A 22,101-nucleotide genomic window follows, 5' to 3' on the forward strand; every position below is an offset into this window, starting at 1 on the left:
CATATGGTTTCGCCAGCCGGGAAGGAGTGAGGGCCCGGCACATTGGAGGTAAGTGCGAATGACCGTCATTGCGTTGGTAATTTTATGCGGTGTCCTGTCCGTGGTTTACGCGGTATGGGCAACGAAAAGCGTTTTGGAGGCCGATGAAGGCAACGAACGCATGCGTGAAATAGCAGGCTATATTCGTGAGGGCGCGCAGGCGTATCTCACCCGTCAATATCTTACCATCGCAATCGTCGGCATTATCGTTGCGATCGCGGCTTGGCTTCTTCTCTCGCCAGAAGCCGCAGTCGGTTTCGTCATTGGCGCCGTGCTGTCTGGCGCTGCCGGTTTCATCGGGATGCATGTGTCCGTGCGGGCCAATCTGCGCACCGCGCAAGCCGCATCCCACAGCCTCGCCGCAGGTCTCGACATCGCCTTCAAATCCGGTGCCATCACCGGAATGCTGGTGGCGGGCCTCGCGCTGCTCGGCGTCTCCATTTACTACCTCGTGCTGACGGCAGGGCTTGGTCACGCGGTCGGCTCACGCGCCGTCATCGACGCACTCGTATCGCTTGGCTTCGGCGCATCGCTGATTTCAATTTTCGCCCGCCTGGGCGGCGGCATCTTCACAAAGGGCGCTGACGTCGGTGGCGATCTGGTCGGCAAGGTCGAAGCGGGCATCCCGGAAGACGACCCCCGCAACCCGGCTACGATAGCCGATAATGTCGGTGACAATGTCGGCGATTGCGCGGGCATGGCGGCGGACCTGTTCGAGACCTACGCAGTCTCGGTGGTCGCAACCATGGTTCTGGCAGCCATCTTTTTCGCCGGTGCGCCGGTTCTCGAAAACGCCATGCTCTATCCCCTGGCTATTTGCGGTGTCTGCATTCTGACGTCGATTGCCGGAACGTTTTTCGTGAAGCTCGGCACCAACAACTCCATCATGGGCGCGCTCTATAAAGGGCTGATTGCCACAGGGCTGTTCTCGGTCGCGGGTATTGCCGTTGCCACATCCTTGACCGTCGGCTGGGGTTCCATCGGCACGGTTGCGGGCATGAACATCACCGGCACCAACCTGTTTTTCTGCGGCCTTGTCGGCCTTCTCGTTACGGCGCTGATCGTGGTGATTACGGAATATTACACCGGCACCAACAAACGCCCGGTCAATTCCATCGCGCAGGCCTCCGTCACCGGCCACGGCACCAACGTCATTCAGGGGCTTGCCGTCTCGCTGGAATCGACAGCACTGCCCGCCATCGTCATCGTCGGCGGCATTATTTCCACCTATCAGCTTGCGGGCCTGTTCGGCACCGGCATCGCGGTTACCGCCATGCTCGGTCTTGCGGGTATGATTGTGGCGCTGGACGCCTTCGGTCCTGTTACGGACAATGCGGGCGGCATTGCGGAAATGGCCGGTCTCGCCCCCGAAGTGCGTAAAGCCACGGATGCGCTGGACGCGGTGGGCAACACCACCAAAGCCGTTACCAAGGGCTATGCCATCGGCTCGGCTGGCCTCGGCGCGCTGGTGCTGTTTGCGGCTTATTCCAACGACCTGGCCTATTTCGCGGCCAATGGGGATACCTATCCCTACTTCAAGGACATAGGCGAGATTTCCTTCAGCCTGTCCAACCCTTACGTGGTCGCCGGTCTGATCTTCGGTGGCCTGATACCCTACCTGTTCAGCGGCATCGCCATGACGGCGGTGGGCAAGGCCGCGAGCTCCATCGTCGAAGAAGTCCGTCGTCAGTTCCGCGAAAAGCCGGGCATCATGCTCGGCACGGAAAAACCGGATTATGGCCGCGCCGTGGACCTTTTGACCAAAGCCGCGATCAAGGAAATGATTATTCCATCGCTGCTGCCGGTGCTGGCGCCCATCGTCGTTTATTTCGGCGTTTTGCTGATTTCAGGCTCCAAGGCATCCGCCTTCGCGGCGCTCGGAGCATCGCTGCTCGGCGTCATCATCAATGGCCTCTTCGTCGCCATTTCCATGACGTCTGGCGGTGGCGCTTGGGATAACGCCAAGAAAAGCTTTGAAGATGGGTTCATCGACAAGGACGGCGTCAAACACGTCAAGGGATCGGAAGCCCACAAGGCATCCGTCACCGGCGATACGGTCGGTGATCCTTACAAGGACACCGCCGGCCCCGCCGTCAACCCGGCCATCAAGATCACCAATATCGTGGCGCTGTTGCTGCTGGCGATTTTGGCTCAGTAAACTGGCCCCGCTACCGTCACCCCGGACTTGATCCGGGGTCCAGTCAACCCAAGTCCTTGGGTTGAAAGACTCGTTTGCACCGCAGACGCGGCGCTGCTGGATGCCGGATCAAGCCCGGCATGACGACAATGTGAAACAAAAAAGCCCGCGAGACACTCGCGGGCTTTTTGAATTGTCTGTCGGCTGTATCAGAAGCCGTTGCCGCCGCCGCCGCCGCCGGCGCTCTGGCCCAGAATGCTCTTGGCGATGCCTGCACCGGCTGTGCCGCCGGACAGAAGCTGCTGCAAGAAGGTGAGGTCTTTGCCGCCGGTTGGTGTGGTGCGCGAAATCGAATCGAACACCTTGCCGTCCTGAAGCGTGTAATTCGCCTTTTGCGAAACGACACCGTTCTTGTCGAAATAGATCGCCAGAATGGTCTGCTCAACCAGTACGGGTTTCAGGAAGGCGGCTTTGCGCACGCGCTTCTGGGAAATGTAGTAGAAAACTTCGTTGCCGAATGTCGCGGTGGTGGAGGGCGTTCCCATCGTCAGCAATACCTGTTCGCGGCTGGAGCCGACCGGGATGAGCTGGAGGGACTGTTCATCGGCCACATAACCATTGTGGAAAACATCGGTGGTGCTGGTGCAGGCCGTCAGCAGGCTGGATGCGATGACGATTGCAACGGCAGTCTTGCTCAGAAACTTGGTCTGCGTTCCGGACTTCTGCTTGCTCACCTGCGTTTCCCCGACTGCGATCATGAATGGCACCTTCCGGCATTGCGTGTTGTACCGCTTCTGTACACACGATTATGTCAATCCGGGGACAGGAATTCCCCGTTTCACAAAGGATTGCAACAGGTTTTCGAAAACATCACCTGCTGCGATGATTGCTCTCGACTGTTTCAGCCCGACAATGAACGTGACTTCAACGGCATTGCAATTCTTGGATGCTTCGGTAAACCAGCTTTCGCAATCATGCAACAAGTGCGATGGGCGAGACGTGATTTCGTCGGTCAATATTTGGAAGTTTCGATGGTGTTTGGGCTTTTCAGGAAGAAAAACAACAATCGCGCCATCGTCGACAGGCAATATGCCACGCTGACCTCTGCTGCCCGCCAGCCGGATTTCTATCTGCATCTGGGTGTGCCGGACACGGTCATGGGCCGTTTCGAGCTGCTGTCCGTGGTGATGATTCTGTATTTCCGCCGCACGAAATCCTCCGCCACCAGCGGGCAGGAGATTGCGCAGGAGATTGTCGACGCCTTTTTTCAAGACCTGGATCACTCCATGCGCGAACTGGGTGTCGGCGACCAGAGCGTGCCGAAACGCATGAAGAAATTCGCGGGTATGTTCTACGGCCGGCTGGAATCCTATGCCGCCGCTCTGGATGCGGCAGACGGGCAAGCCCTTGCGGCAGCCCTGTTGCGCAATATATACCCGCAAACAGAAGCGTCCGCGCCGGATATGCGCGGGCTTGCCAATTGGATGATGACGGCGGCGCAAGCATTGTCCGCGCAATCGGAAGACCTGATTGCGACGGGACATGTCACGCTGCCCATCCCGGACTTGAGAGGCTCCAATGAATTCGACTAACGCGGCCAATGACGACGTACCTTTTTCCTATCCCGTGAAGGTAGGCCATATTTCCGCCAATCCCGTGAGGATTGGTCTCGTCGCAAGCGCGGACGAGTTGAATGCGCTGGCGAAATTATGGAATGTTTTGTCCGTCGAGTACCTGAAAAGTGAATTGCAGGTCACACGGTGGAAACGAGATGGGATTAAGGTTGCAGGCACTGTCAACGCCGCTCTCACACAGGCATGTGTGGTAACGCTGGAGCCGGTGCCGAGCGTCATAGCCGAGACCATCGAGCATATTTTTGTGCCCGAAGGCTCAAAGCTGGCGCGTTTGATGACCAATGACGACGGTGAGATCGTGCTGGACCCGGATGGACCGGATACGCCCGATCATTTTACCGGCGATACCATCGATGTCGGTGTCGTCGTGGCGGAGTTTGCAGCCCTCGCCATTGATCCATACCCCCGCAAGCCGGACGTGGATTTTGCCGGTTACGGAGAGGAAAAGGCTGAGGCCGATAAAAAGCCATCGCCTTTTGCGGTGTTGAAAGACTGGAAAAAAGACTGAATGTGGTTGGTAAATACCAACAATTCAGTTGTAAGCCTGCGCGGAAACGGTATTTTCGCGCAAAATTCCACCGCAAAGCGGTAAGAAGGATCAGGGACGAGTGATCAGAATAGCAATTGACGTCATGGGTGGAGACTTCGGCCCTGATGTTGCCATACCCGGCGCTGCCAAGGCACTGGAACGGCATAACGATGTGACCTTCCTGCTTTACGGGCAGAAGAGCAGATGCGAACCTATTCTGGCGCAATACCCGAAGCTTCGCGAAAAATCGGAGTTTTTCGATTGTGAAGTTTCCGTCGCCATGGACGAGAAGCCCAGCCAGGCGCTGCGCCGTGGCCGTTATGTTTCCAGCATGTGGCGTGCCCTTGAGGCGGTGAAGGTGGGCGAGGCGGATGTTGCCGTTTCCGCCGGCAACACCGGCGCGCTGATGGCAATGGCGAAATTCTGCCTGCGCACCATGGCGCGCATCGAGCGTCCAGCGATTGCCGGCATATGGCCTACGCTGAAAGGCGAAAGCATCGTTCTGGACGTCGGCGCAACCATTGGCGCAGATTCGCAGCAGCTTCTGGATTTTGCGATCATGGGCGGTGCCATGGCCCGCGCGCTTTTCGATATTGATCGTCCGACGGTCGGGCTTCTCAATGTCGGCGTTGAAGAGGTAAAGGGCCAGGAAGAGGTCCGCGAAGCAGGCCGTCTCATCCGCGAGGCTGACCTTGCCACGATCCACTATCATGGCTTTGTGGAAGGCGACGATATCGGCAAGGGCACGGTTGACGTCGTTGTCACCGAAGGTTTCACCGGCAACATCGCGCTCAAAGCTGCGGAAGGCACGGCAAAACAGATCACCACGCTTCTGCGTGAGGCGATTTCCCGCAGTTTCATTGCCAAGATCGGCTACATTCTGGCGAAAAGCGCGTTCGACGTGCTGCGTGAGAAGATGGACCCGCGCAAGGTCAATGGCGGCGTGTTTCTCGGCCTGAACGGCATTGTCATCAAAAGCCACGGCGGCACAGACGCCATGGGCTTCGCCTCTGCGGTCGATGTCGGCTACGACATGGCGCATAATGGCCTGACAGCCAAAATAGAAAACGATTTGAAAGCTTACCACGCAAGACGGCTTCCGCCTCCGGAACCCGAGGCGCTTGTGGCTGATGAGGAATAACAGATGATCCGCTCTATTGTACGCGGTTTCGGGGCAGCGCTTCCGAAGCGGGTGATGACGAACCAGGACATCGAAGGCGTCGTTGAGACCTCGGACGAATGGATCGTGCAGCGCACCGGCATCAAGCAGCGCTATATTGCCGGTGAGGGTGAAACGACAGCCTCTCTGGGCGAAGCCGCAGCGCGCGCCGCGTTGGAAAACGCAGGCATCAAGCCGGAAGACATCGATCTCATCATCGTGGCCACGTCCACGCCGGACAACACGTTTCCGGCCACCGCCGTCAACATTCAAAACCGCCTCGGTATTACCGGTGGTTTCGCGTTCGACGTGCAGGCCGTCTGTTCCGGCTTCGTTTATGCCATGGCAACCGCTGATCTTTATATTCGTGGCGGCATGGCCAAGCGTGTTCTCGTCATCGGCGCGGAAACCTTCTCGCGCATTCTGGACTGGACCGACCGCACCACCTGCGTTCTTTTTGGCGATGGCGCTGGCGCTATCGTGCTGGAAGCGGGCGAGGGCGAGGGCACGACCTCGGATCGCGGCATTCTGACATCCAACCTGCGTTCGGATGGTTCGCACAAGGACAAGCTTTATGTGGACGGCGGGCCGTCCACCACAGGTACGGTCGGGCATTTGCGCATGGAAGGCCGTGAAGTTTTCAAGCACGCCGTTGGCATGATTACGGATGTGATCGAAGCCGCGTTCGAAGCAACCGGCACGACCGCAGACGATCTGGACTGGCTGGTGCCGCATCAGGCGAACCGCCGTATTATCGATGGTTCTGCCAAAAAACTCGGCATTCCGGGTGACAAGGTTGTCATCACGGTTGACCAGCACGGCAACACATCCGCAGCTTCTATTCCGCTCGCTCTTGCCGTTGCCGCCTCCGATGGCCGCATCAAGAAGGGCGATTTGATAATGCTGGAAGCGATGGGTGGTGGCTTTACCTGGGGCGCTGTTATGCTGCGTTGGTAAAATTTGCTTTATGATCATGTGTAACCCATTGTCACCATTGCCGGAAATCCGTAAATGATTCTGGAAACGGTGCTTGACCGGTCGCTCCAAGGGCAATAACCTTGGATGTCTTCAAGAACACAAAAGAGAGCGGTGCGGGGAAACATGACCGGGAAAACAGTGACACGTGCGGATCTAGCCGAGTCTGTGTTTCGTAAAGTGGGTTTGTCCCGAACTGAATCCGCTGAACTGGTCGAAACCGTCATCGACGAAATTTGCAACGCCATTACGCGTGGCGAGGTCGTGAAGCTTTCGTCTTTTGCGACGTTCCAGATACGCGAAAAGAACGAGCGCATTGGCCGCAACCCGAAGACGGGTGAAGAAGTTCCGATTTCTCCCCGCCGCGTCATGACGTTCAAGGCGTCCAACGTTCTGAAACAGCGCATTCTGAAAGCGCATTCGGCGCGCAAGGCAAAGCAGAAAAACCAGAAAGCAATTTCCTGAAACCCACCTGTGGGTGGGATTCATCTGGTTTCTGCACGCGGCAATTCCCTATCTCTTGTGAACATGCTTGAATTTCAACTGGCAAGCCGTTGAAACACAGGCGATTCGCATCATACCTTCTCATATATTTTGGAATCCTGCTTTAGAGCATTGGATCGAAAAGTGCGGAGCGATTTCGGGTCATCCGATGCTTCAAAAAGTAAGAGCGGTGGCACCAAGTCTGTTTTGCTACTGCTCTAGAGCATTTCCGCATTTCTCCGAAACGCGAAAACGCTCTATCTCTTTGTTTTAACGCATTATCCGGACGCAAAACCGCTGCGCACTTTTGCTGGAAATGCTCTAAGCCTTGGATGGGAGTTGAAAGTTGGATAAAAGCCCAGACGCCTTTCGAACGATCAGTGAAGTGGCAGACGATCTCGATCTGCCGCAGCATGTGCTGCGTTTCTGGGAAACACGCTTTCCGCAAATCAAGCCGATGAAGCGCGGCGGCGGGCGCCGCTATTATCGCCCGGACGACGTTGATCTGCTGAAAGGCATTCGCCACCTTCTGTATGACCACGGTTATACGATCAAGGGCGTGCAGAAACTGCTCAAAACCAACGGCAACCGCTTCGTTTCCGCCATCGCCTCCGGCGATCTTGCCACCATGGAAGCCATCATGGCCTCCAGCGGTGAGAAGGAAATAGCAGAACCCCGCATCGCAAACGCCGAAGAAGACGAAGTCGTCGGTCGTCCCAAAGCCAAACCCAGCGGTCGATTCTTCGGTTTCGGTGGCGGCTCCTCAGACGACACCCCGGAAATCTCCATCGGCAAATCCAGCATCAGCAAGGACGACCGCGCGCTTTTGCAGGAAGCGCTGTTTGATCTGTTGGAGTGCAAGCGGTTGCTGGATCAGGTGCGGTAAGTTCGCGAGTCATCGAACGGTGTTGGACGGTCGCAGATTCATGGCGTCAGCCAAATTTGGACGAGATACCTCGCACCAACCTCCGTCACCCCGGACTTGATCCGGGGTCCAGTGCGATCAAGTCCTTGATCGCAAAAGACTCTTCTCGCCGCAGACGCGGCGAACTGGATTGCGGCTCAAGGCCGGAATGACGGAAGGCGTGCTGCCAGACTTTTCAGTGCAAACTGCGCATTTATTTCAAATGCCAACCTTTCAGAAACTCCTTGGACCGATAATGCGATCCGTAAAAGGAGACGCCCCGTGCCGAAGAGAAAACCCACAAGCCGCCGTTCATCCTCAAAATCCAGTGGCTCAGGTGTATGGTCCTGGTTGCTGATGCTCGGTGTGGCTGTTGGCGGTATTCAGGTTTATGAGCATCGCGACAGCCTCCTGCCGCAGTTGAAAAGCACCGTCGCTTCGGTCTCCAGACCAGCGCCATCGCAGCCCAAACCGGCGACACGCGACGTCGCTGCCGAAAAATCTAGGACGACCCCAACGCAGACCGTGGCGCTTCCCGCCAGCGGCGCGCCTGTACCGCCGCGTTCCATCGCCATGCCTGTCGGTGGCACGTCCATGCAGACGGCGTCCGCCACCCTGCCTTCGCCACGACCCGACGTGCAAAACGTGTCGCTCGGCGCAAAGCCTGGCACATTCGCGTTCTGCGGACGCTCCGGCCTCAACAATTGTGTCGCAGATGGCAACACATTCTGGATGAAGGGCGTGAAGATGAAACTCGCCGGAATTCAGGTTCCGCAGACAGACAATGCCCGCTGCATGGAAGAACGTCAAAAAGGCTTTTCCGCCAAGGTCCGCCTGCGCGACATGCTGAACGCCGGTGGCTTTCAGGTGGCGTCTGCCGGTGACGCTTCCACACTCACAAAATCCGGCGTGTCCTTTTCTGACCAGTTGGTGCGGGAAGGGCTGGCCTTTCCGGCAGGCTCTACCAACCGCTCATGGTGCGGTTAATTCCCTCAACGGCCAATGCTTTGGTGTCATGTTAGGCGGGCAATTTATTCTGATGGAGTATTTGGTGCGGACGGCGGGACTTGAACCCGCAAGACCAAAGGTCGGCAGATTTTAAGTCTGCTGCGTATACCGATTCCGCCACGTCCGCTTGCAATTTCATCTACACAGTGCGAGCGGCTGCGGTCAACTATAAGATTTCCCCGCAACCAAAATCATGCTTTAGCTCTTCCAGAACAACGGCATCAACAGCACCAGAACCGTCAGGATTTCCAGACGGCCGAGCAGCATCATAAGCGATAGCAGGTAGAGTGCCGGGTCGCTGATGGTGGAGAAATTGCCGGCTGGGCCGATGATGGGGCCGACACCGGGGCCGACATTGGCCAGCGATGTGGCGACGGCTGAGGTGGCGGTGAGGAAATCATAGCCCATGGCGCTCATGATGAGGCTGCCGCCGATCCACAGTGTGATGAAACAGCTGAGGAAAAGGAAAACGTTGCGGATGGTTTCTGCGTCCACGACCTGATTGCCATAACGCACGGAATAGACCGCATCGGGATAGAGCAGCTTCTTCAGCCCGGTTTTCACGACGTTATAGACGATGACGAAGCGGTACGCCTTGATGCCGCCTGCGGTGGAGCCGGAACAGCCGCCCATGAAAGTCGCGAAAAAAGCGACGACCACCACGAACGGTCCCCACAGCGTATAATCATCGCTGGCAAAGCCGCCGGTCGAGAGAATGGACGTCATGTTGAAGAAGGAATGGCTGAGCGCGATATTGAGCGGCACACCGTTCGTCATGTGGTGATAAATGCCGACTGCCAGCGAGATTGCGCAGAGATATCCGATAAACACCCGGATTTGCGGGTCGTAGACAATGTCCAGCCGACCACGCAGCGCCAGCAGGATCATGACCGAGAAGGGCAGGCTTCCGAGAATGAGGAAAAAAGTGGCAATCCACAGCAGCGCGACATTATCTCCGAAAAACGCAAAGGATGCATCATGGGTGGAAAAGCCGCCGGTCGCGACCGTGGACATGGCGTGGTTCAGCGCATCGAAATGCGTCATGCCGGCAAAGTCGAAAGCGATGGTGCATGCGATCGTCATCACCACGTAAATGCCGACGAAGGCTTTGGTGAAGCTGGCCAGCCGCGCAAACGGGCGGTCATTGGCGGTGTCGGATGATTCCATGCGGAAAAACGTCATGCCGCCAACCCGCAACAGCGGCAGGATGAAAAGGCCGAGCGCCACGATACCGATACCGCCGAGCCAGCACAGCAGCGAGCGCCAGATGAGAATACCCTGCGGCGCCTGATCCAGCCCGAAAATGGCGGTGGAGCCGGTGGTGGTGATGGCTGACACCGATTCGAACAGGGCCTGCCCGAAGCTCAGTTTCAGTTCGGAGAGATAAAGCGGCACGGCGCCAATCAGCGAGAACACCATCCACAGCACGTTGACCAACAGAAAGCCGAACCTCTTGTTGAATGTCGGCATGGGTGCGCGGGTCGCAAAGGCGCAGGCCAGCGCCAGCCCGCCGCACATGAAGCCGGATGCCGCAAACACCACCCAGTCATTGTTTCCATAATACAGATCGGCCATGGCGGGAATGAACATGGCCGTTGCCATATAAAGCCCGAATACCGAGGCAATGTAGAGGACTGCGCGCAGAAGGTTGGCGTTCAATAAATGGAACCTTGATTGATTAGAGAGTCTTTCCAACCCGGAAAGACTCCAAGGCGTACCGAAGTTGCGCAAAGAGTCTTTGTGTCCAGCGTTTTCATATGGCATAGCGGGTGCCATCGTGAATTTCAATGGATTGAAAATCGTGGACAAATTGCTTGTAGAAGCCGCACGGCGTGAAGTTCGGGAATTGTTTCCCGAAACACCTTTGCAGTTGAATGAACATCTTAGCCGTCGTTACGGCGCCGAGATTTGGTTGAAGCGTGAAGACCTCACGCCTGTTCGTTCCTACAAGATTAGAGGCGCGTTTAATTTTCTCCGCAAGGCCGTGGCCCACTCGGGCAAGGACAAGGTTTTCATCTGCGCATCCGCTGGCAACCACGCACAGGGCTTCGCCTTCGCGTGCCGCCATTTTGGTGTGCATGGCGTGGTGTTCATGCCGGTGACGACGCCGCAGCAGAAAATCGAGAAGACCCGCATTTTTGGTGGGGAGTTCATCAAGATCAAGCTGATCGGTGATATTTTCGACCAGTGTTATGCGGCGGCCCGCAAGCATGTGGAAGAGACGAACGGCTATATGGTCTCGCCGTTCGACCACAAGGACATCATTGAGGGCCAGGCGACTGTCGCAGCCGAAATCGTCGATCAATTGCCGGACCATGATGCGCCGGATCTGGTCATCATGCCGGTTGGCGGTGGCGGTCTTTCGGCTGGCCTGACGGGCTTTCTTGCTGGAAAAGTGGCCAGCGAGAACTTCATCTTCTGCGAACCTGTCGGCGCGCCAAGCCTCAAGAAAAGCCTTGAGGCGGGCAAGCCGGTGACGCTGACCAACGTTGATAATTTCGTGGATGGTGCCGCCGTGGCGCGCATCGGCGATCTGAATTTCGAGGCGTTGCAGCATTTTCCGCCCGAACAGGTCGAACTGATTGCCGAAAACGCCATCTGCGTGACGATCATCGAAATGCTCAATCTCGAAGGCGTTGTGCTGGAGCCTGCCGGTGCGCTGTCGATTGCGGCGCTGGAGAAGCTCGGGCGCGAGAGGCTGGAAGGCAAACGCGTCATCTGCGTGGTGTCCGGCGGCAATTTCGATTTCGAGCGTCTGCCGGATGTCAAGGAACGCGCCATGCGTTACACGGGCGTGAAGAAATACTTCATTCTGCGCCTGCCGCAGCGCCCCGGTGCTCTGCGTGATTTCCTTGATCTGCTGGGGCCTGACGACGACGTTGCGCGTTTCGAATATCTGAAAAAATCCGCCCGCAACTTCGGTTCGATCCTGATTGGTATCGAAACCAATGACCGGGAAAATTTCACCGGCCTGTTCCAGCGCATTGAAGCCGCGGGTCTTGGTTATGAGGATATAACCGAAAACGAAATTCTCGCGAACCTGATCATCTGATCGGAATGATGACCGGGCAGGGCGGCTTTGCATCGCCCTGCGAAAAGACAACTGGCCGAGCGGGAGGGGTAACCCTCTTGCGAAAAGACAACTGGAGGGTAACACCATGGCTTCGTTCTTCTCGAAACTCTTTTCCGCTTTCGGCTCGGGTCAGTCGGATGCCGCGCCGACGAAGGCGGAAAGCGCAGAAGCGCATCCCTACAAGGATTGCCTGATTTATGCGACACCGCTGAAAGAGGGCGGGCAATATCGCCTTGCGGGCCGCATTGAAAAGCAGGTGGCTGAGGAAACTTTGGTGCACGAATTCGTGCGCGCCGATGTTTTCACCAGCCTCGACGATGCGGTGGAATGCACGGTGCGCAAGGCGCAGCTGATCATCGACCAGAACGGCCCATCGCTGTTTTCCGACAAAAAATAACGGCCGCGAGAAGGCTCGCAGCCGTTACAAAAGCTCTTGAAAGCGGCGTCGCAAAACGCCGCTTTTTTGTTGGCATTAGGCAGCCTTGGCCAGTTCTTCAACCTTGGCAGTGGCGGCAGCAATTGCCTTTTCGGCAGCTTCCGGGCCGAATGCCAGACCTTCGATGCGGATCACTTCAACGTCCGTCAGGCCAATGAAGCCGAGAACGGTCTTGAGGTAAGGCACAGCGTGGTCGAGTGGTGCAGCAGGGCCTTCGGAGTAAACGCCAGCGGACGACAGAACGATGTAAACCTTCTTGCCTGTCGCAAGGCCAACCGGACCGGATGCAGTGTAGGTGAAGGTCAGGCCAGCGCGGGCAACGTTATCGATCCAGGACTTGAGGCCGGAATAGATGCTGAAGTTGATGAGGCCCGTGCCGATGACGATGGTGTCTGCATCCAGAAGTTCAGCAACGCGCTTGTCGGAATATTCGGCAGCAGCAGCTTCCTGCGCATCGCGCTGGTCTGCGGATTTGCGGATGGCCGACGTTGTGATTGTGTCCAGATGCGGGATCGGGTTTTCGCCGAGGTCGAGGTGCGTGATCGAGCCGTTGGTCTGGGACTTCAGCTTGTCTGCGAGTTCGCCGGCGAACTTGTTGGACAGCGATTCATCGCCGCGTGGGCTGGAGGTAACCAGAAGAATCTTCGACATCTAAAATATCCTTGTTTTACGTAATGGAGGTCAAACAGGGCAGGGATACCCGGTCGTTGCCCCCTATATCGCCCAATGTTCTTATCTAGGAAACTGTGATAATATGGAAGCCACCTATCGATGAAATGGATGGAACATGGACGCCAACCCCACTCTGGACCAGTTGCAAGTGTTTTTGGCCGTTGCCGAGACCGGCAGCTTTTCTGCGGCCTCTCGCGCACTCAACCGTGCGCAGTCCGTTGTCAGCTACACCATCGCCAACCTTGAAGCGCAGCTGGAAGTGACGCTGTTTGAGCGAAACGGCGTGCGCCAGCCGAAGCTGACGGACGAAGGTGCGGCGATGCTGGAACATGCACGCCGCATCGTTGCCGGTCTTCAGGACATGCGCGCCCGTGCCAAGGGGCTGCGACAGGGGCTTGAGGCGGAAGTCTCGCTCGCCATCAGCACCATGGTTCCGGCAGAGGCGGTGGTGAACGTGCTGCGTGATTTCCGCGTCGAGTTTCCCACCGTTGGGCTCAACCTCAATGTGGGGGAACTGGGCATGGTCATGGAAATGGTGCTGAACCGCAAGACAGGCATCGGCATTGGCGGGGCCATGTTCCATCAGGACGATGGCCTTGTCATTGAGAGGATCGGCCATTCCTTCATGGTGCCGGTGGCCGCTGTCGACCACCCACTCGTCCTGCTGAACCGCCCTTTGACGCTGGCCGATGTGCGTGAAGAGGTGCAGCTTGTGGTGACGGATACATCGGGGCTGACCAAGGGCAGGGACTTCAACGTTCTGTCCTACAAAAAATGGCGCGTCAGCGATATCGCCACCAAATATCAATTGATCAAAGGCGGCCTCGGCTGGGGCGGCCTTCCGGCATCGCTGGTGCGCAATGATATCATCACAGGGGATTTGAAGGTGCTGGAACTCGATGCGTATGAGGGCGGCGAATATCCGCTTTATGCGCTTCGCAAGGCCGACACCCCGGCTGGCCCGGCCGCAAAGTGGTTGATGGATGCGTTTCAGCACCGGCTGTCTCAGTGCCCGAACACCAAGAGCTTTCTTGAGGCGATGACGTCGATGACTGCGGACGGGGTCAGGGACGCTGCGGAGTAGGGTGGGTGGTGTGTTGCTGGAGCATCTTTGGCTCCGGAGCAAGCTCGCCCCCCTCTGCCCTGCCGGGCATCTCCCCCACAGGTGGGGAGATTAGCAGGATGCACGCTCTTCGCTTCATTCGCAGCGTTCAAGATGTTTGAAAGGCCGCCTCTAGCCAATCTCCCGACCTGTGGGGGAGATGCCCGGCAGGGCAGAGGGGTGTAAGCCACAGCCTCCATCGTTCAACGTTGCACGTCCCGCCACACCCTCCACCCTCATGCTGAGGTGGGAGCGAAGCGACCCTCGAAGCATCCGGCCACGCATTCTGCCCGCACGTCCCGTAACCCCCGTCCTTCGAGGCCCCTGCGGGGCACCTCTCCTTCGACAAGCTCAGGATGATGGATGAGGCTTACTACTGTCGCGCCCTTATCCACATCCGTTGCCGTTGCGTTGCACCCCTGCCACACCCTCCACCCTCATGCTGAGCAACCATGAGACAAAGTTTGTCTGTCATTGGGGAATTTCGGTCCACGGCTTGCGTCTTGCGAGGACAGCGTTTGCGAAGTGGACGAGCTTTCTGGCGCAGGCAATCACGGCGACCTTGTGGCTCTTGCCGGCATCGATGAGGCGCCTGTAAAGAATGCGCAGGGCCGGATTGTGTTTCTGGCTGCCGGAGAAGGCGGCCATGAAGACGACCTTGCGCAGCCGCACGCGCCCTCCGGCAATATGCCTGTCGGACGAGGACGCGCCGCTGTCCTTGTTGTAGGGCGCAACGCCGACAAGGGCTGCAGCCTCGGCTCGGCTGAGATGGCCGAGCTCGGGCATGCGGATGATGAAGGTCACCGCCGTTGCCGGTCCGATCGTGGGGATGCTTTGCAGCAGGTCCAGCTTTTCAGCCAGATCGGGATGGGCTTTCAGCCGTTTGGTCAGGTGCGCCATCCGCTTGACCTTGAGCTTGACCAGCCGCTTGATATTGTCATCGATGAGCTGCAGATTGGCCTTTGCACTGTAACGCTCGCGCCGTGTTTTGAGACGGCAAATATCCTCGGCAATCTGCTCGATCATGGTCAGATCCTCTGCAAACGACGGCATGCGCGGGTCCGGTGCCTGACGGTCGGGAGCCAGGAGGCTGACGGCAGCCAGAATGAGCTGGGCATCGATTCGGTCGGTCTTGGCCTTGCCATTGCGGAATTTGCGAAAGCCGTGGATCTGGCGCGGATCAAGGACAAGCACGGTAAAGCCCGCCCTTCGCAGGGCAGCAACAGCCGCTGCCTCATAATTGCCGCTGGCCTCAAGGCCGATGCGTGTGACGCCTTCGCTGGCGAAACGGTCAATCAGCCGCTGGTGACCGGCACTGTCATTGCTCTCGCTCAACACCGCTTTCATGCCTTCGATTGCAATATCCAGTCTGTTCTTGGAAACGTCGATACCAGAATGTTTCATGATCATGCGATCCTCTCCGTCGACCCCGCCTTGCGTTCATGCGAACCTAAAGTTCAGACAACCATTCGGGTCCTGTGGGAAAAGGCCAGTCCGATCCGGCTCAGCAACAGCCCTGAAGGCTAAGGTGGCAACGATCCGAAACCAGCCGCACCCAGGAAGCGGCCGCCCCCTCAGTGCGAGGCTATGTTACAACGGTTTTCTTATACAAGGTGGGAGCGAAGCGCCCTCGAAGCATCCGGCAACACGCTCAACCGCAAATCCAATCCTGTCAAAAATCCCGGCCAACTCGTCCCCAAGCTTCGCCGTTCACGCGGCAGCGTCTGCCCGTGGGTTGATCTTCATTCAGTGTCCACCGCCTGGTCGGCCATGGTATGTCGGACGGGGCGCAGAAAGTTGCCTCGTTGGGTAGTATAAAATGGCACCTCTCAGCGCCCCGCTCGGCTGTTGTTGCCGGACAGCAATCCACTTGCCATGGCTGGCAATCCCGGAGGGCGAAGGGGAAACCTTGCCGGAGAACCGGTCGGACATAGCCAAGGTCCAACCCTTCCCATCCGGGTGGCAATGTCCTGTTTCCAGAACACCGCCTGCCAGTTCGGCCCCATCTGCCTTCGATTTGCTCCCGCGCCGATAATCAAGGGGCGGGAGGATCGATCCGTTTTTCGCAAAGACGTCCCGCTGCACCAAAGGCTGCGGGTTGTCCTCGCGATCCGTCCGCGCCGTATCGCTACGGTGCGGGGCAGATGCAGCGTGTTCCTGTGTACCGCCTGACTTTCGCCTCTCACCCGATGGTCGCGTTCGACCACAAGACGATGAGCTGTCGGTACACCCGGCGGCGGTTAAGCCTTTCGGGCATCGGGAAGACAACGCCAGCCGGTCCGCAACCGGCGTCATCATCCTCCCGTTGCCGCCGGGGGGATTTGCTGCCCGGCCCCGGCGGTGAAGGTTTGCGTAACCCCTTCACCGCCAGCACCGATCCCGCCTCGCCGCAACGCCTTGCGGTGTATCCGAGGGCGGAACAGGGGTATTATCTCTCAGGTTTGGAGCGTGTGGAGAAAAGTGCGAAAATTTATTATTACTTCGGTGGTTATTTTATAAGGCATTGATTTTGATCAATTATTCATGAATTTTATGAGGGTTGATATGTGACAGCCCGCTTCCACTCTCTCCAATGTCATCATCGGGCTTGTTCCTGACATCTGCCAGGTTGCAATTTTGGAGAGGTGATTAGATCCTCGGGACAAGCCCGAGGATGACGGTGAGGGTGGGTGAGAAGGCGCATCCGTTCCGCATCCCTCGTCCTTCGAGTGTCGCTTCGCTCCCGCCTCTCCTTCGACAAGCTCAGGATGATGGATGAGGGATGCTACCGTCGTGCCCTTAGCCGCACCCTCGCTATTACGTCCCACTCCCCGCCACACCCTCGGCCCTCATCCTGAGCTTGTCGAAGGGGTGGAGGTGACGGAGGTGAGGTGGAGAGCGGCGGAACGTGGAGGTCTGTGGTGAGGGGGCTTGGCGCGACGATACCATCACCCCTCACTTGCGGTTCGCAATCACAAAATCAGTCTGAACTTCGCGAACCCTTCTGCGCCGTCGCCTGCTTCCTCAATTTTCGCGCCCTTTACGTCCTTGGCGTATTGGCGGGCCTTTGGTCCGGTTTCGAACACGGCTGTGGTGTTGGCAACCGGGGCGAAGGACCAGTTGTCGTCGGCGGCGGGGTTGATGGTGCCTTGCGCGATGATGTAGCGGACGATGACATCGCGGTTGGTGTCTGGGGCGACGAAGATGATTTTGTCGCTGGCGATGCCGGGGAATTTGCCGCCGCCGCTGGCGCGGTAGTTGTTGGTGGCGACGACGAATTTCTGGGCCGGGTCGATCGGTTTGCCTTCGAACTGGAGGTTGACGATGCGGTTGCTTTCAGGCGCTACGGCCTTGCCGTCCTTATCGAACCTGGCCGGTTTGGACACGTCGATCTGGTAGGTGACGCCGTCGATGACGTCGTAATTGTAAGACGGGAAATCATTGTTGAGGAGTGGGGCGTCTTTAGCGCCCGCTTCGACCGTGTTGAACATGCCCGCAGACATTTCCAGCCAGTCCTTGACCTGCGCGCCGGTGATGAGCACGGCCTGCACGGTGTTGGGGTAGAGGTAAAGGTCGGCGACGTTTTTGATGGCGATGTCACCGGTGGGGACATCGGTATAATAATCCGCGCCACCACGACCGCCCGCCTTGAAGGGGGCGGCTGCGGACAGCACCGGCAAGTCCTTATACGGCCCGTCTTTCAGCATGTCCTTGATGTACCAGGTCTGTGCGTTGGACACGATCTGCACGGATGGATCATCTGCCACCAGCGCGAAATAGGAATAAAGCGGCGCGGATGTTTTGCCGACGGGGCGGCGGACATAGGCCAGCGCTCCTTCGTGGTCCGTCTTCACGGCAGCGATGACTTCCGGCTTGTCTTTCACATCGGCGACAATCTTGCGGTTGTCATCGCGGTGATAGATCGGCCGGGCCTCAGAGGTGAAATCGACGATCTTCCAGCTCTTGCCGTCTTTTTCCAGCAGGAGGTCGATGAGGCCCATATGCGAACCCCAGAAACCGGCCATGACGGCCGGCTTGCCCATCAATGTGCCCTTGACCGGATCGGCACCTTCGATGCCATCCCATGTTTTGGGGCCGGGGAAAACGAGGTGCTGGTGGCCGGTGAAAACGGCATCGATGCCTTCCACGCCTGCCAGATACAGCGAGGCGTTTTCCATGCGCTCGCTCTGGCCCTTGCCTTCAATGCCGGAGTGGGACAGCGCGATGATGATATCGGCACCCTGTTCCTTCATGACAGGAACCCAGGCTTTGGCGGCTTCGACGATATCGCGGGTCTGGGCTTTGCCCTCGAGGTTCTTGGCATCCCACATCATGATTTGTGGCGGCACGAAGCCGATGATGCCTATTTTAACCGGGCTTGTGGCACCGGAGCCATCCTTGATCTGCTTTTCGAGGATGACGTAGGGCTTGAAGAACAGCTCGTCCTGCTTGGGATCGGACGCCAGTTGGCCCTTGGTCAAGTTGGCGCAGACGTAAGGGAAGCTTGCGCCGCCCAGCGTGTTGAACATGAAATCAAGCCCATAATTGAACTCGTGGTTGCCCAGCGTGCCGCAATCATACCCCAGCACGTTCATGGCGTTGATGACGGGGTGTTTGTCGCCCGCCTTCATACCGCGCTCATAGGCAATGTAATCGCCCAGCGGATTGCCTTGCAGGAAATCGCCATTGTCGACCAGCATCGAGTTTCCGGCTTCGGCGCGGATGGAATCGATGATGGAGGCGGTGCGGGCCAGACCCAGCGTGTCGTTGGGCTTATCGGCATAATAATCATACGGAAAAACGTGGACGTGAATATCCGTGGTTTCCATGATGCGCAGATGCGCCTGGTTGCCCTGCGCGCGCGCCGCAAACGGGTGCAGCATGACAAAGGCCGAAGAGGCAGCAATGCCTCCCAGCAGGGAACGCCGTGTGATGGGGTGAAGGCCGATAAGCGAAGACATGGAAACTCCTCGAATGAACTCTGGCTGCGTGGGAAGAGGGCAGCGTAGAGCGAATTTTAAAGGAGTCCATCATCAAAATGACAGGGTTGTGACTTGTCCAAGATTTTTAGACCGCCTGGTAAAATATTGTTTGCCAGCCAGTGTTGGGTGGGGATTGCGGGGTAGTTTTATGTGGGGGAGACAATAATCTCCTCCGTCATGTCGGACTTGATCCGGCATCCAGTAGCCTCGCGTCTGCGGGGCGAAGGAGTCTTTTTTCGATCAAGGACTTGATCGAACTGGACCCGGGATCGGGACCGGGGTGAGGGAGTATCGTGCGTTGCCGCCAGTTCAACCGGCCAGTGTTGGCTTCACTTCGGCGTGGAAAAAGCGGAAGTAGGAGGAGAGCTGGGCCAGCGTGTTTGTGGACAAATTGAGTTGCAGGCCAAGCCGGTTGGCGTGTTGCCACTGCACGGTGCCTTCGATGAAGCCGAGGTCGTCGCTCTGGACCTTGACGTGGCTTCCCTTGGCTGCGGCAAAGGCGCCATCCAGTTCCAGCGCCATGCCGGTTGCGGAAAGGTCGACCACGCGGCCTTTGACCGACTGATTGACGTATTGAACGGTTCCATAAATGCGCGTCTTGCTACGGCTGGCAGCGCGGTTCTGCATGTCGAGATTTCCGGTCATTTTTGGGCTTCTCCCGTTTTTATCTTTGTCTCAAAATTGCACAGAAGAATTGAAGTCCGTTTAGGCTATTCGCTAAAATTGTGTGGACTTGTCGTTTCAGATACGGTCGATCCGGCATTGGTAACAATTGTTGCGGGCAGAGCGGATGTGGACATAGGCGACGTCGTCGCGTGCCAGCAATTCCTGCGCCCGGTCCGTAATCTTCTCGGTCGGCGTCACGGCACCGGTGCCGTAGACGATACGGTTGTCGGGGCTATAACCGCGCACGATATAATCCGGGCTTTCCAGCATGGGTGGCAGATCGTCTTGCGCCTCGTAAGGACCGCAGGCCTCAGCGTGCATGAAAATCGGGCCGGTTTCGGCAAAGGGTTGCAGGCTGGGAAAGGGGCGATAGGACAGGAGAAGCATGGCCTCACCGTCTTTTATTTGGCGGAGGCAGCAGCGGCAGGGGAAGGAACCGTCAGCAATCATGCGTTCGGGTTTCTGGCCGTTTGCATCGTGCCCTTCATTGCGGAAGGCTTCTGCTTCATCGACGTCCATGGCGGTAAAAACGATCTTGGTCATAACGGCTCCTTTGCGTTGCTCGTTTGTCGCTATGCCTTTCAAAGATTCGTGTATCCACCCGTTTCTTGCCTTTGGAGGCAACCAGCCCATTGCTTGTATCGTTTAGTTTAGCAATCAATCGAACGTCCTCGATTTGGAAAGTTGACGTCTATGCTGCGCAGGTTGATGACCGCCACTCTGGTCACCGTGTTTTCTTGTCTGTCACCTGCCGCCCATGCGCAAACCGCGCCTGCGCTGGATAATCTTTCCGATGAGCAATTGCAGCAGACGGTGAATTTTGTCGTCGGAAACGCGATTTTCAGCCTTTATCATGAGGCGTCGCGCATGTTGATTTCCGATTTTTCGCTGCCCGAATTGGGTGCTGGCAAAGACAGCGCCGACCAATTGGCAGCGACGATGATGCTGGAAGCGAATGAGGAATGGCTGGACACGGCCATCGTCAATGCGACGGATAGCTGGTATCTGGCCCGTTCTTCCAAGCCTTTGCCGGAACACAATACGCCGCTCTATTCAGCGCTTGTTCCCGAACCATCGCGGGACAGGCAGATGGCCTGCCTGATGGTGGGCAAGGATGCCGGTGGTTATGGTGATCTGGCCGATATGATGGGTCTGCCGAAGGCGGATTGGAAGGGCTGCGAGGTTGCCTATTCGGACACGGTTGCCCATTGGAACGAGCTGATCGGGCCTCATGCCAAAACGGCGGGAACGACGAAATTCGTCACCCGTTATGAACCGGCGCGTGACCCGTTTCTGGATATTTACGCCAGCATCGTCAAGGAATCGAAGGTACTCGATCTGATTGCCCGCAGCTTCAACGCCTATGGCTTGAAGGGCGAGGTGAAGCTGACGGCGCGCACCTGCGGTCGGCCGGACGTTTACTGGTCTGCGGAAAAGCGCGAGATCACCTATTGCTACGAGATGGCGAAATTTCATGGTGAACTGATCGCTGCGCATCTGGGCAATGGTGGCAGTGAGCAGGAAAGCGATCCTGCGCAGGAAATTCCGACCGCCGTGAATCTCGGGCTGGAATTGTAAGCTGCCCGAACTCTGATACTTTGCGTCCTTGAAAAATGAGGAGGATCAGATGTCACGGGTCGTTGTTCGCAGTTTTTCAATCTCGCTGGATGGATATGGCGCAGGCCCGGATCAAAGTCTGGAGCATCCTCTTGGCGTGAAGGGTGAAACGCTGCACAGATGGGCGTTCGCCACACAAACCTTCCGCAAGATGTTTGGTCAGGATGGCGGCTCGACCGGCGTTGACGAAAAGTTTGCGGCGGCAAGCTTCGACAATCTCGGCGCGTGGATTTTGGGGCGCAATATGTTCGGCCCTATTCGCGGAGAATGGCCGGATGATGCGTGGAAAGGCTGGTGGGGCGAAGAGCCGCCGTATCACGTTCCGGTTTTTGTGCTGACCAACCATCCGCGAGCATCCTCGATATGAAGGGCGGCACCACGTTTCATTTTATTACGGGTGGCATAGACGAAGCGCTTCAGGCGGCGAAGGCTGCGGCGGGTGGCAAGGATGTGCGGCTGGGCGGGGGCGTGTCCACCATCCGGCAATATCTGCAAGAGCGGGTGATCGACGAGTTGCACCTTGCGCAATCGCCGCTTTTTTTGGGGAAGGGCGAGAACCTGTTTTCGGGGATCGATCTGCCGGCGCTTGGGTATCAGTGCAGTGAAACGGTGCGCGGGGAGAATGCGACGCATTTGGTGATTATGCGGGCAGATACGGTTTAGGGTGTTGTCTTTTCATTGTAGGCGGCGGAGCTTGCTCCGCCGC

General features: G+C 57.5%; 21 protein-coding genes, 1 tRNA gene and 1 pseudogene. 14 read left to right on the forward strand and 9 right to left on the reverse strand.

What is annotated here, in order from left to right; genetic code table 11:
• The first annotated feature begins 58 nt into the window (after positions 1-58).
• Positions 59-2,197: a sodium-translocating pyrophosphatase gene (locus RMR16_RS04195; RefSeq protein WP_320199472.1), complete on the forward strand. Its 2,139-nt coding sequence runs from the start codon at positions 59-61 to the stop codon at positions 2,195-2,197.
• A 188-nt stretch (positions 2,198-2,385) separates the two neighbouring features.
• Here the strand turns inward: RMR16_RS04195 and RMR16_RS04200 are convergent, their stop codons facing one another.
• Entirely contained in the window at positions 2,386-2,934 is a 549-nt protein-coding gene (locus RMR16_RS04200; RefSeq protein WP_320199473.1) for an outer membrane protein assembly factor BamE, read from the reverse strand.
• Positions 2,935-2,982: 48 nt separating this feature from the next.
• Positions 2,983-3,192 carry a hypothetical protein gene (locus RMR16_RS04205; protein ID WP_320199474.1) on the reverse strand — a complete coding sequence of 70 codons (210 nt, stop codon included), beginning with the start codon at positions 3,190-3,192 and terminating at the stop codon, positions 2,983-2,985.
• Between the two features lie 15 nt (positions 3,193-3,207).
• Here RMR16_RS04205 and RMR16_RS04210 point away from each other — a divergent pair, with 15 nt between their 5' ends.
• The 7 genes from RMR16_RS04210 (at position 3,208) to RMR16_RS04240 (ending at position 8,847) form a co-directional block, all read left to right on the forward strand.
• Positions 3,208-3,768 carry a ubiquinol-cytochrome C chaperone family protein gene (locus RMR16_RS04210; RefSeq protein WP_320199475.1) on the forward strand — a complete coding sequence of 187 codons (561 nt, stop codon included), beginning with the start codon at positions 3,208-3,210 and terminating at the stop codon, positions 3,766-3,768.
• Positions 3,755-4,318: a YceD family protein gene (locus RMR16_RS04215; protein ID WP_320199476.1), complete on the forward strand. Its 564-nt coding sequence runs from the start codon at positions 3,755-3,757 to the stop codon at positions 4,316-4,318. The genes RMR16_RS04210 and RMR16_RS04215 overlap by 14 nt, the downstream gene beginning before the upstream one ends.
• A 100-nt stretch (positions 4,319-4,418) precedes the next feature.
• Complete coding sequence (gene plsX / locus RMR16_RS04220; protein ID WP_320199477.1) at positions 4,419-5,480, forward strand: phosphate acyltransferase PlsX; 1,062 nt, start codon at positions 4,419-4,421, stop codon at positions 5,478-5,480.
• A gap of 3 nt (positions 5,481-5,483) precedes the next feature.
• Positions 5,484-6,455: a beta-ketoacyl-ACP synthase III gene (locus tag RMR16_RS04225; protein WP_320199478.1), complete on the forward strand. Its 972-nt coding sequence runs from the start codon at positions 5,484-5,486 to the stop codon at positions 6,453-6,455.
• Positions 6,456-6,599: 144 nt separating this feature from the next.
• Positions 6,600-6,938: an integration host factor subunit alpha gene (locus RMR16_RS04230; protein ID WP_320199479.1), complete on the forward strand. Its 339-nt coding sequence runs from the start codon at positions 6,600-6,602 to the stop codon at positions 6,936-6,938.
• A gap of 364 nt (positions 6,939-7,302) precedes the next feature.
• Positions 7,303-7,842 (forward strand): MerR family transcriptional regulator, encoded by a 540-nt coding sequence (locus RMR16_RS04235; RefSeq protein WP_320199480.1) that lies wholly within the window; start codon positions 7,303-7,305, stop codon positions 7,840-7,842.
• Positions 7,843-8,142: 300 nt separating this feature from the next.
• On the forward strand, positions 8,143-8,847 hold the full coding sequence (locus tag RMR16_RS04240; RefSeq protein WP_320199481.1) for a nuclease: 705 nt from the start codon (positions 8,143-8,145) through the stop codon (positions 8,845-8,847).
• Between the two features lie 62 nt (positions 8,848-8,909).
• Here the strand turns inward: RMR16_RS04240 and RMR16_RS04245 are convergent.
• Positions 8,910-8,995 (reverse strand) — tRNA-Leu (locus tag RMR16_RS04245).
• A 71-nt stretch (positions 8,996-9,066) separates the two neighbouring features.
• A complete protein-coding gene (locus tag RMR16_RS04250; RefSeq protein WP_320199482.1) occupies positions 9,067-10,527 on the reverse strand; it encodes a TrkH family potassium uptake protein in 1,461 nt (486 codons plus the stop codon).
• A 118-nt stretch (positions 10,528-10,645) separates the two neighbouring features.
• Here RMR16_RS04250 and ilvA point away from each other — a divergent pair, with 118 nt between their 5' ends.
• Together ilvA and RMR16_RS04260 are read left to right on the forward strand one after the other, a co-directional pair.
• Entirely contained in the window at positions 10,646-11,920 is a 1,275-nt protein-coding gene (gene ilvA / locus RMR16_RS04255; protein ID WP_320199483.1) for a threonine ammonia-lyase, read from the forward strand.
• A 106-nt stretch (positions 11,921-12,026) separates the two neighbouring features.
• The gene (locus tag RMR16_RS04260; protein ID WP_320199484.1) at positions 12,027-12,338 is read left to right on the forward strand and encodes an HlyU family transcriptional regulator; all 312 of its coding nucleotides are present in this window, start codon (positions 12,027-12,029) and stop codon (positions 12,336-12,338) included.
• A gap of 75 nt (positions 12,339-12,413) precedes the next feature.
• Here RMR16_RS04260 and RMR16_RS04265 read toward each other — a convergent pair whose 3' ends face one another.
• Entirely contained in the window at positions 12,414-13,028 is a 615-nt protein-coding gene (locus tag RMR16_RS04265) for an FMN-dependent NADH-azoreductase (protein ID WP_320199485.1), read from the reverse strand.
• 136 nt (positions 13,029-13,164) lie between these two features.
• On the opposite strand from RMR16_RS04265, the gene RMR16_RS04270 reads away from it, so the two are divergent.
• Positions 13,165-14,133 carry a LysR family transcriptional regulator gene (locus RMR16_RS04270; protein WP_320199486.1) on the forward strand — a complete coding sequence of 323 codons (969 nt, stop codon included), beginning with the start codon at positions 13,165-13,167 and terminating at the stop codon, positions 14,131-14,133.
• A gap of 489 nt (positions 14,134-14,622) precedes the next feature.
• On the opposite strand, the gene RMR16_RS04275 is transcribed toward RMR16_RS04270, so the two are convergent.
• On the reverse strand, positions 14,623-15,561 hold the full coding sequence (locus RMR16_RS04275; RefSeq protein ID WP_320202252.1) for an IS110 family transposase: 939 nt from the start codon (positions 15,559-15,561) through the stop codon (positions 14,623-14,625).
• Between the two features lie 734 nt (positions 15,562-16,295).
• On the opposite strand from RMR16_RS04275, the gene RMR16_RS04280 reads away from it, so the two are divergent.
• Entirely contained in the window at positions 16,296-16,658 is a 363-nt protein-coding gene (locus RMR16_RS04280) for a hypothetical protein (RefSeq protein WP_432354296.1), read from the forward strand.
• A gap of 444 nt (positions 16,659-17,102) precedes the next feature.
• Here RMR16_RS04280 and RMR16_RS04285 read toward each other — a convergent pair whose 3' ends face one another.
• From RMR16_RS04285 to RMR16_RS04295, 3 genes are all read right to left on the reverse strand, one after another.
• On the reverse strand, positions 17,103-19,091 hold the full coding sequence (locus RMR16_RS04285; RefSeq protein WP_320202009.1) for a bifunctional 2',3'-cyclic-nucleotide 2'-phosphodiesterase/3'-nucleotidase: 1,989 nt from the start codon (positions 19,089-19,091) through the stop codon (positions 17,103-17,105).
• A 330-nt stretch (positions 19,092-19,421) separates the two neighbouring features.
• Complete coding sequence (locus RMR16_RS04290; RefSeq protein ID WP_320202008.1) at positions 19,422-19,757, reverse strand: PilZ domain-containing protein; 336 nt, start codon at positions 19,755-19,757, stop codon at positions 19,422-19,424.
• A gap of 96 nt (positions 19,758-19,853) precedes the next feature.
• On the reverse strand, positions 19,854-20,321 hold the full coding sequence (locus RMR16_RS04295; RefSeq protein ID WP_320202007.1) for a DUF1203 domain-containing protein: 468 nt from the start codon (positions 20,319-20,321) through the stop codon (positions 19,854-19,856).
• A gap of 150 nt (positions 20,322-20,471) precedes the next feature.
• On the opposite strand from RMR16_RS04295, the gene RMR16_RS04300 reads away from it, so the two are divergent.
• Both RMR16_RS04300 and RMR16_RS04305 read left to right on the forward strand, forming a co-directional pair.
• On the forward strand, positions 20,472-21,356 hold the full coding sequence (locus RMR16_RS04300) for a DUF4344 domain-containing metallopeptidase (RefSeq protein WP_432354299.1): 885 nt from the start codon (positions 20,472-20,474) through the stop codon (positions 21,354-21,356).
• A gap of 49 nt (positions 21,357-21,405) precedes the next feature.
• Positions 21,406-22,058: pseudogene (locus RMR16_RS04305) on the forward strand (dihydrofolate reductase family protein).
• Positions 22,059-22,101: the final 43 nt, after the last annotated feature.

It is taken from the genome of Agrobacterium sp. rho-13.3 (assembly GCF_033957765.2).
In the GTDB taxonomy this organism is placed as follows: Bacteria; Pseudomonadota; Alphaproteobacteria; order Rhizobiales; family Rhizobiaceae; genus Agrobacterium.